Here is a 14003-nt window from a genome sequence, read left to right as displayed (position 1 = left end):
TATCACAAAGAAAAAACAGCCTGTTTATCGTTACAGGCTGTTTGCGTTTAACTTAACTAATAATTTCTTAATAATATCCAAACTTACCTCTTCCCATAGAGCATGGTCAGTTGTAAATAAGCTGGAGATTTTCTCTGCAAAATGTTTAAATGCTTTTTCATAACGTGGATCATCTTTTGATGGTATTTTTTTCTTTCGTTCTTCAACAATCTGCTGAAGTTTTGGTGCACGCGGTCCCCATTTCAAAATCTCTTTTCCATTTTCATCGATTAATATGATGATAGGTATCGATTTTGCTTTGTTAGTTAAATAACGATCCATCAGTTCTGGATGCTGGTCGCGCAAGATAAAACGAATATCAATAAGCGCTTCATCTGCCATGCGCATAAATACAGGGAGATTTAACATCGCATCACCACACCAGTCTTCGGTTATTACAATGGCTCGCAACCGGCTTTTTTGCATACCTTGCAACGCATCTTTCATCGGGTCTGGCAGTACAAATGAATTGTAGATCGTAAGCAAGTTTTCCTTGTGTGTTTTCATAGAGTTTATATATGCATAGCGAGTCATGCCTTTATCGAACCATATATTGAGGTCTGTCATCCTATGTTCCTCCCTGTTTATCATCTATTCTTATTTTAACCAAACAAGGGGGAGTTGTGGCAATGAAAACGGCTTAAATATATTTTTTTGGTTCCTTTTAACCTGCTCTAAGTTTTTTCTGGAGTTGGGAAACAGCGAACAAAAGCAGGTATCTCTCATTCGGCGTTAACCGGAGCCAGTCCTTCGCTTTGTACTTCATACTGATTTCCACCTTTCGCTAACATTTATAACTCGGTACATACTTATTACCTCTTTTTACACAAAAGAAAACTTTTTTGAACACATAAGTTTTCGTCATAAAATGAGCTATTTCGCAATTTTACTTTTATTTTCATTTCACTTTGTCTGTTTTTTAGAAAGTTGACAGGTTTCTTTTCATAAAAATAAGGGAATGGATACGAAAAACGGGGGGAGGAAACATACGGATATGAAAATGTTAAGTGAAGATGTGAAAACGTTGTTCTTTACGGACGATGGACAAATTCCGAATCATCCTTCATGGCCAGTTTTGTTGTATGTCGGTCAGTTAAAAGAACCACAAGATACTTTGCACGTATTTGAGCAGAACGGCTGGAAGAACGGCTGGAAAAATGGTGTGTTTGATTATCATCATTATCACAGCAATACACATGAAGTTCTTGGGGTGATCAGCGGTGAAGCTGTCCTGAAGCTTGGAGGAAAAGATGGCGTTTCGGTCACTGTTTCTAAAGGTGATGTTATCGTTCTCCCTGCTGGAACGGGACACAAGTTAATCGGATCCAGCACAGATTTCAAAGTGGCGGGTGCATATCCAAACGGAATGGATCATGACTTAAAAAAAGGTGAACCTGATGAGCGGCCAAAAGTCTTAGATGACATTATGCTCGTTCCCCTTCCTGATTCAGATCCTCTTTTCGGCAGTGACGGCCCATTGTTGGATTTATGGAAAAAGTAATGGAAAACAGCGAAGAGCGACCTCAAAGGTCACTCTTTTTTATGTGTTGTTTTAAATTTATTTTCTCCACCATTTCTGTTTGGACAGATTATTAGAGTGGACGGCGACTGTCTCACCAATCATTGGAGTACATACCTCCACACCTTGTTCATCTGCTGCTATTAAAGTTCGTTCAACCGGGTCTGTCCAATCATGCAGTGATAATGTAAAAGCACCCCAGTGAATGGGAATCATCACCTTACCTCTCACATCGATATGCGCCTGCACCGTTTCTTCAGGCATCTTGTGGATGGCAGCCCACTTCTCGTGATACTGACCACATTCCATCAAAGTCAGATCAAAGGGACCGTAATTTTCTCCGATCTCTCTAAAGTGTGGACCATATCCGCTATCACCGCTAAAGTAGATTTTCGAAAGCTGGCCTTTTAAAACCCAAGAACACCACAGTGTAGCATTTCGGTCGGACAGACTTCTTCCGGAAAAGTGTCTGGCAGGTGTACAGATAAGAGTGATTCCCGCCGTTTCTACTTTATCCCACCAGTTACACTCTGTGATCCGTCCACTTTCAACACCCCATCTTTTTAAATGCCCGGCAACTCCAAGGGGAACAACAAACTGTTTCACTTTATGTTTTAATTTTTTTATTGAACTATAATCTAGATGATCATAATGATCATGCGAAAATACTACAAGATCGATTTCTGGCAAGTCCTCAACCCGAAAAGGCAAGTCTTTGCTGTACCGTTTGTTCCCAAACCACGGTACTGGTGATGGTGCTCTGCCAAACATCGGATCTAAAAGAATTCGTTTACAGTCCATTTCAAGTAAAAATGCAGAATGACCGAACCATGTAACTTTAGCTTCAGTATTAATACTTTGTTCAGAAAGCTGAAATGGCTTGAGAGGAACAGCTTCTTTAGGCTGTCTGTTCGGATTGCCCCTTAAAAATTCTTTTAATACAGGAAGCATCGAACGGAAATCCGTCGCCATTTCAGTAGGAATTTGATTCATGAAAGAACCGTTAGAATAATGTTGGATTGTCTTGTAATGCTGTATCGTATTCTTTGAAGGCTTTTGTCCGAAAACGGGGTGAAAAATGATAAAGAACATAATCGCCAGTATTACTGTAAATAAGATACTTATAACGAGCATAGATAGGATCCTCTCTTATGTAACTAGGTGTAAATATACTACTCCTTCTGTTGACTTTATAGCAAGTTTTAAGGAGTGGTCTGAAAAATACCTTTTCTTTTATATCGGCAAGTCTACACAAATTCATCTAGCACAATACCCAACATTTACGTCTACCTCATCAGTTTCCACTCTATTTTCCTAGAGTTGACAACAAAAAGCTGATCCACCCAGACTTACTCTTGTCCGGGAGATCAGCTTTCATTACTCATATTCATTTAAGCACTTTCCTTTTCCTTTTTCTTTGTAACTTTTTTACGTTTTCGCTTCTTCTTTTCCAGCTCTGCTTTTTTTGCTTGGTTTTTCGCACGCCTTCTCATTTCTTCGTAAATTCTGACACACAGTGTCGCAAAGCTGATTAGAAGGGCAATAATTTTATACGCCATCCCCAAACACGCCCTTTCTTCCTAAGAAACGGGGCAATTTTATGATGATTCTGGCTCTTTGGCTGCAGCCGTTTCGATAGGAGTTCTCATTACTCTTAGCGTCTCCTCATCACACACTGCTTTTTCTTGTGCATTCAAGACTAGCAGTCCATTTCCTTCTGCTTTTTTTGTCAATCCTATGCTTAACGTATTTTTTACTAATTGTGCATATACCTCAGCTTCACTAAGCTCACGGCCAAACAATTTTTCCTCGCGTTCAATAAGCAATGCGGCTGCTCCTGAAACGTGTGGAGTAGCCATCGATGTTCCAGATAGCTTTGCGTATTTATTTCCAGGGTATGTTGAAACAACATCTACTCCCGGGGCCACAAGATCAATCTCATCATTTGTGTTTGAAAACGGAGCAAGTTTCATTTTCGAATCAACTGCTCCAACCTGTACTACTTCTTTATAAGCTCCAGGATAAGCATGTTCGTTCGTATCTTCTTTGTTGTCCCCCTCATTTCCAGCCGCACAGACTACAAGTACATCATTTAATACCGCTCGTTGAACGGCTTCATGAAGTTCTGGAACATCCGTTGGACCACCTAGGGACATGGAGATGACACGCACTCGTTCACCGTTCTCTCCTCGCCAATTTACGGAATAATTGATAGCATCAATGATCCCCTTATACGTTCCCCCTCCATCCTTACCAAGAACCCGGCAGATCAGAAGCTTCACATCTGGAGCTACGCCTGCTACTCCAGCATTATTTAAAGTGGCAGCGATCGTACCTGCAACATGTGTTCCGTGATAATGTGCATCACGATAATCATTTTCATCTCCATCTACAAAATTACGGCCGCCAGCAATACGGTTCACTAACTCTGGGTGGCTCGTGTCACATCCCGTATCGAGTACCGCGACAACAACACTTTGGCCTTTCTCTCCTTCCCGCCAAAAAGCTGGGGCGTTGATCATCTCGACTCCGTATGGAATTTCCTCTTTGGATTCTTCTATTACTTCTTCAAGTACAAAGGGAATTAAACAAATTTCACTCATGATTCTTACCTCCTTTTAATTAAAAAATAGGATTCATCATGTTGAGTGCTCGTGTGGATTATTAAAGTAGCAAAATGAAAAGCGAACCTCCTTTCTTATACCTTGTGTGTACATAAGAAATAAAGATTCTAGTTGTGGGGTTATATTGCTATTCTACCAAACTGTTAAAAGTTGCCACAAGTCCTGACTTTAAAGATGAGCTATTACGTCTACATCGACATTTTACGCAAGGCGAACATATGTCCTTATCCTTACCTTTCTTCACGATTCGACGTTTTTTTCTAGTCTTTTAAAACTAGATCACAAAGAAACTCTCAAGACTGGGCATTGGCCCATCCTTGAGAGTTGTTTTTTGGTTTATAGATTAATAGCGTACAGCGTCTGCTGCATTCACACGGCCTTTAGAGTAGTATGAACCTGTTCCAGGCACATAATCAGCTGTGTTTTCAATGGCTGCACGGATGTTTGCTCCGCTACGGCCTTGTGATGCTAGCAATCCAGCAATTCCTGCAACTAGAGGACAAGCCATAGATGTTCCAGACATGTAAGCATAACCGCCGTTTCGTACAGTTGAAGCAATGTCTACACCAGGAGCGGCAACGTCAACCCATGATCCATAGTTTGAGAAAGAAGCTCTGTTGTCATTACGGTCAGTCGCAGCTACAGCGATTGCGTTTGAATAGTATGCAGGGTAGCTTGGTGCAGATGTATTTTCGTTACCTGCAGCTACTACTACTACTGCACCTTTAGATACAGCATAGTTTACAGCGTTTTGCAGTGATGTAGATCCACTTGGTCCACCAAGGCTAAGTGAAACTACTTTTGCTCCGCTATCTACAGCATGGTAGATTCCGTTTGCAATGTTATCTAGTGAACCACTTCCGTTTTGGTCAAGAACACGAACAGCGTAGATTGATACGTTCGGTGCCATACCTGCAATACCTGATGAATTATTCGTTTGTGCAGCAGCGATACCTGCTGCGTGAGTTCCATGGTCATGACGGTCCATCGGATCCCAATCACGGTCTACATAGTCATATCCTTTGATTACTTTCCCTGCTAAATCTGGATGGTTATAATCAACCCCAGTATCTAGAATTGCAATTTTTGTTGAAGATGATCCGCGTGTGATATCCCAAGCCGATTGTGCGCTTACTTTTTGTGGTGCGTATTGTACTCCATTATTAAAGTAATAATCATTCGGCGTCCAAGAAGCATGGTATGTATAGTTCGGTTCTGCATACTCTACATCTCCGCTTGCTTCATACTCAGCAATTGCAGCATCCACATTTCCATCTTTTACTTTGATAACGTGGAACTTAGGCGTTTTTTCTTTCACTTCGTCATTTGCTTTCACTGCGAATGACTTTGCTTTTGCTTCTGAGACGTTATCTTTGAATTTTACGATAATTTCTTGTGGTGTTACGTTTGACTTTACCTCTGTACTTTTTGCAGCTGCTGCAGGTGATGCAAGAGAGACTACTAATGGTAAAACCGCTGCCATAGTGGCAATCTTCTTAATCATTTGCTTCACTCCTCTAATTTAGTATTGAACTACAATTTCTAATATAGAGAGGAATTAACAGAAAATAAAGAAGAATTTTACTATTCTAGCAAAAACAAATAGATACTACCAATTTTTAAAAGTTTTAACTAAAAATAGTAAAAAGGTCATTTTATTCGTTTTATATTTTTTAAATCTTTTTACATAGAGACGTAGTATTTACCTATAGCCAAGTCTAATACTTAACGAAGAGAAATTTTAACGATATCCAAGTTCTTTTAACAACTTTTTGAAATGTATAAGAAAATTTGTTTGTTTCGCGGTGTAAATTCTTTTCTTCATTCACCGTTTTTGCCTTTACGAAAGGTACCGGATTCTGCAAGATTATTTGTCTTCATAAGAGATGAATGATTGCTTTATGATGAGGTGTTTTGCAATTATTTTATTCAATCAGTCAGAACGGCTTGAACAATTTGGTTTAAATTTCTTAACAAGAGGTATACCTAATGAAGAGACCTATTATTGGAGGGATGTTCAAATGTTAAAAATAGGCGACACAGCCCCAGACTTTGCACTGAAATCAGAAACTGGCGAGTCTTTCTCTTTTCACAACCACTTAGAAAACGATGATCGCTTTCATTTGCTAGTCTTTTTTAGAGGAGAGTGGTGTCCTGTCTGTAATGATCAGCTAAAAGAGTTAGAACAGAACATTGACACGTTCAACGAATTAAATACTCATATACTAGCCATCTCTACAGATGAAGAACAAAATCTTACCAAAATGAAAGAAAAACATTCCCTTTCATTCCCGGTTTTCAGTGATTTAGAGCGCACAGCTGGGGAACCGTACGGTGTTCAATACCATAACGGGAAGCTGTATGATGATCATGGAGAACACGGTGAGCCTGCACTGTTTTTAGTGGATAATCAAAAACGTGTGGTCTATTTTGATATTCAAACTGGACCATTTGGAAGACCTACTGCAGAAGATTTAAGAAAAACGATTAAATACATTAAGAAAACGTTGAGATAAAACGAAGAACGGAGCACGGCTAAGATTTGCCGCACTCCGTTTTTTAATTTATTTTTATGTGATGATCTCCATTTTTTATGTGATGACGACCAATTTTTATGTGATGGTAATTACTTTTTATGTGATGTGACCTACTTCTTATTTGATCAGATCTACAGCTATTCATCCCCGCCTACAAAATAGTCATTTTTACGATACGATAAGGCACTCACATGAGCAACAAGCTCTTTTCCGTTCTCCACTCTCACCTCATACCACGAAGTACGGTGGTTTCGCTTGATTTCTGATGCGATCGCTGTAATTTTGTCTCCTTTTTGACATGCAGCTAAATATCCAATATTTACAGAAAGCCCGACAGAAGTCTTTCCATATGAATTACAAGCTACTGCAAATACAAAATCAGCAATCGCAAATAATGCCGCTCCGTGTGCGGTTCCATGTGCGTTTAGCATGTTCTCCGTTATCTTCATTTCGGCGATAGCTGTTCCCGGTCCGATTTCCGTTAATTCAATCCCTAGCCACTGTGCAAAAGTGTCATTCTTCAATTTTTCCTGAATCTCTTCTGCATATTGAAAGTGAACTTCTGCATCTTCTCGTTTCGTCTTCATTTTAATCACCTCGCTATAAAACATTCTTTTTTTACTGATTAATCCCTTCTCCTAAATTTACACAGCGCTTAACACTTCACTTTTCATGAGAATACAATTAAACTATAATAACTAAACCTATAAGAAAGGTCGGATATTAACATGTCACATCCCGTATCTTCTATTCCTAGACCTTTAGTTCGTACCAATCAATGGTTCATCTTTTTGTCAGTCGCAGCTACATGGATTTCTGGTCAAGCTTGGGTTCTATTACTCCCTTTAATTGCTGGACTTCTGGGAATGTTTTTTGATTACAATCCTGTAATGAAGGTTGCTAAACGCTTCTTAAGAAAGAAGCCTTCAGCCTATATCCCGGAAGATAAGGATCAGCAAAATTTTAACCAGCAGATCGCGATCTCACTCCTTGCTATTGGGTTTGTCGGGTACACGTTGCATTGGAATGCGCTTGCTTTAACAGCTACAATCATGGTTGCAACGGCATCTTTTGTCGCCATATTAGGCTTTTGTGTTGGCTGTTTTATCCGATTCAGATGGCAGCAGTACCGTTACAATAAATCACGAAATTAAGAAAGAACCGTTTGCAAAATCTATTGCAACCGGTTCTTTTACTTGTTTTTCTATAATGAAATCTTTTCTATAATAATTTTATTGCTCTTCAGCGCTTGTTTGAGAGTGCTCTGAGTTGGGATTTGACTAAAATCAATTCCTAACTGAACGCTCGTCTGAGCAACTTCAGGACGAATTCCACTGATGATGGACTGCACACCAATCAACTTCAGTGTGTTTACCACTTGAAAAATTTCGTTAGCCACCATCGTATCCATAATTGCGACTCCTGATAGATCAATAAAAAGCTGTGTAATATTGGTGTCCGTACATTGCTGTAACGTCGATTCCATAATCGTCTTTGCTCGGTGGGTATCAATCTCTCCCACCAGTGGTAAGATACCGACTGAATCAGATAAAGGAATAACAGGTGAGCTCAGCTGATTGATCATTTCTTGTTGAGCCTGTATACGTCTGGAAGAAAAAAAGTTGTATTCTTCAGCAAACCTCTCAATAACTGTGTCAAAGGTAGAGTGCAGAAGACTAGTCCATATCAATATGTCAGATTGATTGGTGTTGTTTAAAGGTTCGTCGATAAATTCTCTAATTTTATCCCAGAAGATTTTTCTAAATCTCTTAAACTGCTGAATGATCTCATGAATGGGAGTATTTGATCCCGCTCGATCCTCTGCCACTCTTTTTGCCCATGCATCAATAACTTCTGTTTGTTCATTTTTTTCATAAAAGACGGATGCAATCATTTTAATAAAGAATTGGTTCTGTTCTCGAAGTCTAACTTCAACTTCTGCACCCATTCTTTTTGAATAAATTCCATGACCATCTGCATCCCTGGAAGCAAGCCAAGAATCTGTCATATCAGAAGAATGCTGGATAATAAATTCATAAAGAGCTTTGCTTCGGTCTTGCGTTAAATTGGCCATTTCTTCTCCCCTACTTTTTTAAGTTGATATGTGTGGATGAACATATTTCAACTATACTGGACACACCTGATTTACACAATAAAAAAGACCATTTGCATGAAAACAAATGATCTTATTCTTACTTATTTACTAGCTTCAAATACAAAGCTTTGTCTTGCATGAGACGGTTTTTTCCCAAATTCAAAGTCAGCGCTCACACTAACCTCTTTAAAGCCCACACTTTCCAATATGAGTTTAAATTCATCGATTCCATACCACCTAATAGCAAACCGCTGAAGTTCTGTTTGAATTAAACTTCCTTCGCGCCATTTTTCATATTTTAGATAAGAAACTTTGTATTGTTCTAAAAAGTTCACCTCTATTTGCTTATCTTCCATCGTGATGATATCTCCATTAGGACAATTTACTGTTAACGTTCTGATAACTCTTCCCGCTTCAAATTGATCTGTCGGTAAAAAAATATCTAAAATCAGCTTGCCGCCATCTTCTAAATGGTTAAAAATTTGCTTTAGCGCTTGCAAGGATTCTTCTCTCTTTTCAATCAATAAGAAAGAGCCACCTGGTATGATGATATTTGAATATTTCTTTTGCAGGTTAAGATTTTGCAGATCACTTTCAAAAAGCCTTGCAGCTAATCCTTTTTCATGTAGTCTATGTTGACAAGAAGCAAGCATCTCGCCTGAATAGTCCATCCCGTCTACGTCTAAACCAGCTTCCAAAAGGGGAATAATCACTCGGCCAGATCCGACCATAACTTCTAAAGTACGTCCGCCGTTCTCCTTCAGCCTGTTTGTGTAGTATTCAATATCGCCGCCAAATGACTGTCCAACCTTTTTTGTTTGATCATATACTTCCGTACATAGTGGTCCATAATTTTTAAAAGACATTCTGTTATTCCTCCATTTGTTATGATACACGGAGGTTTATAAAACGTTTAAACCTTCCGCACCGTATTGCTTTGAATGTGAATTTTTTTGTTTTTTGACATCTTAATCCCTCATTTCTAATGAATTAACCTAATTATGTTTTTTTCTGAAATGTTCGTCAATATTATTTTAATATCCTTTGAAAGTTAGAAAAATGAGTGAGTACTCACTTGACACACTTTCGTCCTCTGTCATATGCTATTTATATAAAAATGAGTGAGCACTCACTTTATTCTGAACTCAGAGGAGGTTACTTATGAATACGGTCATACAGGTTTCCGATGTTTCAAAGAACTTTGGATCTCACATTGTACTAGAAAAGATTTCCTTACAAGTAAACAGGGCTGCGATTTATGGCCTGCTCGGTCCATCTGGTGCCGGAAAAACAACTCTTGTTAAGATGATTGCAGGGATTGAGACACCAACCAAAGGAAGTATCAAAGTCCTGGATACACTCATGCCCAATCTTCATAACATGACAAAAATTGGATTCATGGCTCAATCTGATGCATTGTATGGAGAATTAAGCGGCAAGGAAAACCTCGAATTCTTTGCTTCTATCTATGGATTAAAAGGAGAGAAACAAAAAGAGCGCATCGAGCATGCCGCTTCCCTTGTAAACCTGACTGAATTCTTGAAAAAACAGGTTCATCAATACTCTGGTGGTATGAAGAGACGTCTTTCGTTAGCAGCTGCTATTCTGCACGAACCTCAAATTCTTATTCTGGATGAACCTACTGTTGGTATCGATCCCGTTCTACGCCAATCCATCTGGAATGAACTTTACAAGTTAAGCGAAAACGGCACAACAATACTTGTGACCACACACGTTATGGATGAAGCAGAAAAATGCAGTCAGCTCGGGATGCTTCGCGATGGAAGATTAATAGCTTCGGGTTCTCCAAGACAGCTTAAAGAAAGTACATCCAGTGAAACGATTGAAGAAGCCTTTCTTTATTATGGAGGTGTTCGCCATGAGAATTAGAGCTCTAGTAAAACGAATCATCAGGCAATTCATTCGAGACAAGCGGACTCTAGCTATGATGTTTATTGCTCCACTGCTTATTCTTACACTTGTGAACCTCGTTTTTTCAAACAACGATTATGAGCCAAAGATAGCAGTCGTCAGTGATCAGACGATGATTATCAATAAATTTGAAACAGCAGACAAGGCATTCACTGGATACAATACTAGTAAAACAGCTATTGATGACCTTAAAGATGAAAAATTGGATGCGATGATTGAAGTTCAGTCACAATCAGCCACGATCACACTAGAAGGCAGTAATCCAACAGCCAACAAAGCTTCTATGCTGACCATTGAAAAAGCATTAAAGAAATTGAATACCCATGCGAGCGAACAGTCATCCATAAAAACCTGAAATCAACTATCTGCACGGTTCAGCTGACATGGAAACTTTTGATTACATCGGTCCATTTTTAATTGGATTCTTTATCTTCTTTTTCGTTTTCTTAATTGCAGGTGTTTCATTCTTACGTGAACGAACAACTGGAACACTTGAAAGATTACTAGCAACCCCATTAAGGCGATGGGAAATGGTAGCGGGTTACGTGTTAGGCTTTGGGATATTTACCGTAATCCAATCCGCGATCATCGTAGCGTTCGCGATATTCGTTCTGGATATCATGATGGCTGGCTCTATTTGGTTTGTGGTACTCATCACTTTGATGCTTGCGGTTACTGCTCTATCACTTGGAACATTGCTTTCGGCTTTTGCGAAGAACGAATTGCAGATGATTCAGTTCATTCCAATTGTTGTTGTTCCACAAGTGTTTTTCTCTGGTCTATTCAACATTGAAACAATGGCTGATTGGCTTCAGCCGTTAAGTTACATCATGCCATTAACATATGGCGGCGAAGCAATTCGCGATGTGATGATACGAGGTGGCGGTTGGGGGCAAATTTATGATGAAGTTCTTATTCTTGCTGGATTCTCATTACTATTTATGACGTTAAATGTCTTGGCATTAAAAAAGCACCGCAAACTGTAAGTGGTTTGTTTGGCCGTTCAATTGTGACTATAATAGAGAAAACGCACGTTTTTTAAAGGAGAAACACTCATGTCTGATTCTGAATGGATTACCGAATTAATTAAAGATACAGAGCACGCAACCATGAGCGACAAACAGCGGAAGATCCTAGAAGCTGCCATTGATACCTTTTCTGAAAAAGGGTATTCTGGCTCGTCTACAAGTGAGATCGCAAAAAAAGCAGGCGTAGCTGAAGGTACGATCTTCCGGCATTATAAAACGAAGAAAGAACTGTTACTTGCCATTGTCACGCCAACGGTGGCAAAGTTTGTAGCTCCCTTTTTCATAAAATCCTTTGCAAAAGAAGTATTTGAAAATGAGTATGAAAGGTATGAAGACTTTTTAAGAGTGGTCGCAAAAAACCGGCTGGAGTTTGTACGAAAACAATTTCCCGTCTTAAAGATCTTTATACAGGAGATCGCTTTTCACGATGAGCTTCGCGAACCATTTCAAAAGCTATTTGCAGATCATGTTTATGAAAAGTTCAAAAGAATTATTGAGCATTTTCAGGAAAAAGGGGAGATCATTTCTTTGCCTCCCCAAACGATCATGCGAATGACGGCATCGAGCATCATAGGATACATCCTTCCCCGCTTCCTTCTTTTTTCGGATATGGATTGGGATGATGAGAAGGAAATCGACCAAATCGTGGAGTTTGTTATGTACGGACTCAGCGGTAGAAAATAAGATATGCATAAACCCGCCTGTACGAGGCGGGTTTATATTTATTCACTAAGTTTGGGACTGACAGGAGTAAAGTGAGAAAGATTATCCAGGGTATCAGAAGTTGTGGGTGAAAGTGCGATTGAGGAAGGGCCAAGCAATAAATAACCGCCGCATATGAATACGAGTACGAGCCCTTTTTTCATACACTCACCTCCCACCGGTTATTAATAACGAAAAACCAAAGAGAGATTCTCATTGGCTTTATCTCGCTATGCTATACAATTTCCCTCTCTGACTAAAGCTCAAGCAGGATTTTTTTTGTGAATCGGTTTTAATGTGCTTTTTTCTTTTAGTAATATAAAAAATAAACACACGGCAAGCAGCAAAAAAATGGTTCCGGTCCCTAAGAAGCCGTTTGCATAGGACTGAAGATCAGCACGCGCTACTTTTTCATTTATCTCCATTCCTAAAAAATAAACGCCAATACCATTACCATCGACTTCTTCTATACCGATGGATCGTAGATGAAGACCTTGTGTTAACAATAGGACACCTAACAGTGAAAAGAGGATGCCCATCACCCATCTCATTTTTTTACCTCGGCAGTTTGCTCGATTATTTTTTTATAACTTGGACTTAACTCACTCCACACATCAAATCGGTTACCGTCAGGGTCAGAAAAAACAAAATTCTCTCCTGCGTGACCACGATCCTCGATATCCTCTGTCTGGATGCCAAGCTCTCTAAACTGCTGATGCAGCTTTAAAAGATTGCCCAATCCGTCCACTTCGAACGTTAAAGAGAACCGTTTTTGGCCAGTATAGTCCGTAAAATTGGAATTCTCGTTTTCTTGTGATCTAACAAGAAAAAAACTTTGATTGGCAAGATCCAGAATCGCTTTATCATCATCTTGATAGTTCAGGTTTGCACCTAGTTTTTCAGTGTACCATTTAGCAGATACATCAACATGCTGAACAGGAATATACGTTGTACCAACACGAACTAGTTTTTCATTCAAAGCAATTAACCTCCTCTAAATTTTTTATAAATATACATTCGGTTATTGGAATAAAAATCCTGCAAAAAATCAAAGGAACTGCTCGGTTAAAATCGAAATACTAGTAGAACATAAACATCTGGAGAGTGAGAACTAATGAAGAACTATCATCTTAAAAACACGGTCCCCGTCCTTCGCATATTTGATGTAGAAAAGGCAAAGGAGTTTTATCTTCACTTTTTAGGATTCTCATTAGATTGGGAACATCGATATGAAGAGGATTATCCCTTATATATGCAGGTTTCCCTAGGTGAATGCTGTTTGCACCTCTCAGAACATCATGGGGATTCAATACCTGGAGTTAAATTGAGAATACATATAGAAGGTATAGAGGCTTACCTTCATTTCTTATCAGAAAAAAAGTATAAATTTGCAAGACCTGGACTGGAAGAGGCACATGGGTTTAAGGAAGTAAGAGTTGGGGATCCATTCGGAAACCGCCTTTGTTTTGTTGAACGGGATGAATCACGATAATCTGTCCGTTTATGAACATAATCTGTCCGTTTGCA

17 protein-coding genes and 1 pseudogene are annotated in these 14003 nt (G+C 39.2%); 7 read left to right on the top strand and 11 right to left on the bottom strand.

The window, feature by feature from the left end; translation table 11 throughout:
- Positions 1-30: 30 nt before the first annotated feature.
- Positions 31-606: a thioredoxin family protein gene (locus AWM68_RS03325; RefSeq protein WP_066236810.1), complete on the bottom strand. Its 576-nt coding sequence runs from the start codon at positions 604-606 to the stop codon at positions 31-33.
- Between the two features lie 427 nt (positions 607-1033).
- Here AWM68_RS03325 and AWM68_RS03320 point away from each other — a divergent pair, with 427 nt between their 5' ends.
- Positions 1034-1540: a cupin domain-containing protein gene (locus tag AWM68_RS03320; protein ID WP_066236809.1), complete on the top strand. Its 507-nt coding sequence runs from the start codon at positions 1034-1036 to the stop codon at positions 1538-1540.
- Positions 1541-1597: 57 nt separating this feature from the next.
- Here AWM68_RS03320 and AWM68_RS03315 read toward each other — a convergent pair whose 3' ends face one another.
- The 4 genes from AWM68_RS03315 to AWM68_RS03305 all read right to left on the bottom strand — a co-directional run bounded on the left by AWM68_RS03315 (position 1598) and on the right by AWM68_RS03305 (position 5686).
- A complete protein-coding gene (locus AWM68_RS03315) occupies positions 1598-2692 on the bottom strand; it encodes an MBL fold metallo-hydrolase (RefSeq protein WP_066236807.1) in 1095 nt (364 codons plus the stop codon).
- 257 nt (positions 2693-2949) lie between these two features.
- Complete coding sequence (locus AWM68_RS21245; RefSeq protein ID WP_156488286.1) at positions 2950-3117, bottom strand: hypothetical protein; 168 nt, start codon at positions 3115-3117, stop codon at positions 2950-2952.
- A 39-nt stretch (positions 3118-3156) separates the two neighbouring features.
- Positions 3157-4161 carry a S8 family peptidase gene (locus tag AWM68_RS03310; protein WP_066236805.1) on the bottom strand — a complete coding sequence of 335 codons (1005 nt, stop codon included), beginning with the start codon at positions 4159-4161 and terminating at the stop codon, positions 3157-3159.
- A gap of 364 nt (positions 4162-4525) precedes the next feature.
- Entirely contained in the window at positions 4526-5686 is a 1161-nt protein-coding gene (locus AWM68_RS03305) for a S8 family peptidase (RefSeq protein ID WP_066236802.1), read from the bottom strand.
- A 517-nt stretch (positions 5687-6203) separates the two neighbouring features.
- Between AWM68_RS03305 and AWM68_RS03300 the strand changes: the two genes are divergently transcribed.
- Positions 6204-6698 carry a peroxiredoxin family protein gene (locus tag AWM68_RS03300; protein ID WP_066236801.1) on the top strand — a complete coding sequence of 165 codons (495 nt, stop codon included), beginning with the start codon at positions 6204-6206 and terminating at the stop codon, positions 6696-6698.
- A gap of 158 nt (positions 6699-6856) precedes the next feature.
- Here the strand turns inward: AWM68_RS03300 and AWM68_RS03295 are convergent, their stop codons facing one another.
- Complete coding sequence (locus AWM68_RS03295) at positions 6857-7306, bottom strand: PaaI family thioesterase (RefSeq protein ID WP_066236800.1); 450 nt, start codon at positions 7304-7306, stop codon at positions 6857-6859.
- Between the two features lie 141 nt (positions 7307-7447).
- Between AWM68_RS03295 and AWM68_RS03290 the strand changes: the two genes are divergently transcribed.
- Complete coding sequence (locus AWM68_RS03290; protein ID WP_066236798.1) at positions 7448-7873, top strand: DUF4395 domain-containing protein; 426 nt, start codon at positions 7448-7450, stop codon at positions 7871-7873.
- Positions 7874-7923: 50 nt separating this feature from the next.
- Here AWM68_RS03290 and AWM68_RS03285 read toward each other — a convergent pair whose 3' ends face one another.
- Together AWM68_RS03285 and AWM68_RS03280 are read right to left on the bottom strand one after the other, a co-directional pair.
- Positions 7924-8793, bottom strand: a complete 870-nt coding sequence (locus tag AWM68_RS03285; protein ID WP_066236796.1) for an STAS domain-containing protein — start codon at positions 8791-8793, stop codon at positions 7924-7926.
- A gap of 122 nt (positions 8794-8915) precedes the next feature.
- Positions 8916-9680 carry a class I SAM-dependent methyltransferase gene (locus AWM68_RS03280; protein WP_066236794.1) on the bottom strand — a complete coding sequence of 255 codons (765 nt, stop codon included), beginning with the start codon at positions 9678-9680 and terminating at the stop codon, positions 8916-8918.
- Between the two features lie 295 nt (positions 9681-9975).
- Here AWM68_RS03280 and AWM68_RS03275 point away from each other — a divergent pair, with 295 nt between their 5' ends.
- From AWM68_RS03275 to AWM68_RS03265, 3 genes and pseudogenes are all read left to right on the top strand, one after another.
- Complete coding sequence (locus AWM68_RS03275) at positions 9976-10704, top strand: ABC transporter ATP-binding protein (protein ID WP_066236792.1); 729 nt, start codon at positions 9976-9978, stop codon at positions 10702-10704.
- Positions 10694-11732: pseudogene (locus tag AWM68_RS22110) on the top strand (ABC transporter permease). Before AWM68_RS03275 ends, AWM68_RS22110 begins: the two are co-directional and overlap by 11 nt.
- A 69-nt stretch (positions 11733-11801) precedes the next feature.
- Positions 11802-12458, top strand: coding sequence for a TetR/AcrR family transcriptional regulator (locus tag AWM68_RS03265; protein ID WP_066236790.1), 657 nt, complete (start codon positions 11802-11804; stop codon positions 12456-12458).
- A 38-nt stretch (positions 12459-12496) separates the two neighbouring features.
- Here AWM68_RS03265 and AWM68_RS21240 read toward each other — a convergent pair whose 3' ends face one another.
- From AWM68_RS21240 to AWM68_RS03255, 3 genes are all read right to left on the bottom strand, one after another.
- Positions 12497-12640 (bottom strand): hypothetical protein, encoded by a 144-nt coding sequence (locus tag AWM68_RS21240; protein ID WP_156488285.1) that lies wholly within the window; start codon positions 12638-12640, stop codon positions 12497-12499.
- Positions 12641-12739: 99 nt separating this feature from the next.
- The gene (locus AWM68_RS03260) at positions 12740-13027 is read right to left on the bottom strand and encodes a hypothetical protein (RefSeq protein ID WP_066236787.1); all 288 of its coding nucleotides are present in this window, start codon (positions 13025-13027) and stop codon (positions 12740-12742) included.
- Positions 13024-13455, bottom strand: a complete 432-nt coding sequence (locus AWM68_RS03255; RefSeq protein WP_066236786.1) for a VOC family protein — start codon at positions 13453-13455, stop codon at positions 13024-13026. The genes AWM68_RS03260 and AWM68_RS03255 overlap by 4 nt, the downstream gene beginning before the upstream one ends.
- A 135-nt stretch (positions 13456-13590) precedes the next feature.
- On the opposite strand from AWM68_RS03255, the gene AWM68_RS03250 reads away from it, so the two are divergent.
- Positions 13591-13968: a glyoxalase superfamily protein gene (locus AWM68_RS03250; protein ID WP_066236783.1), complete on the top strand. Its 378-nt coding sequence runs from the start codon at positions 13591-13593 to the stop codon at positions 13966-13968.
- Positions 13969-14003 lie beyond the last annotated feature (35 nt).

Source organism: Fictibacillus phosphorivorans, from assembly GCF_001619875.1.
GTDB lineage: Bacteria > Bacillota > Bacilli > Bacillales > Fictibacillaceae > Fictibacillus > Fictibacillus phosphorivorans_B.
This window is presented reverse-complemented; position numbering and strand designations above follow the sequence as displayed.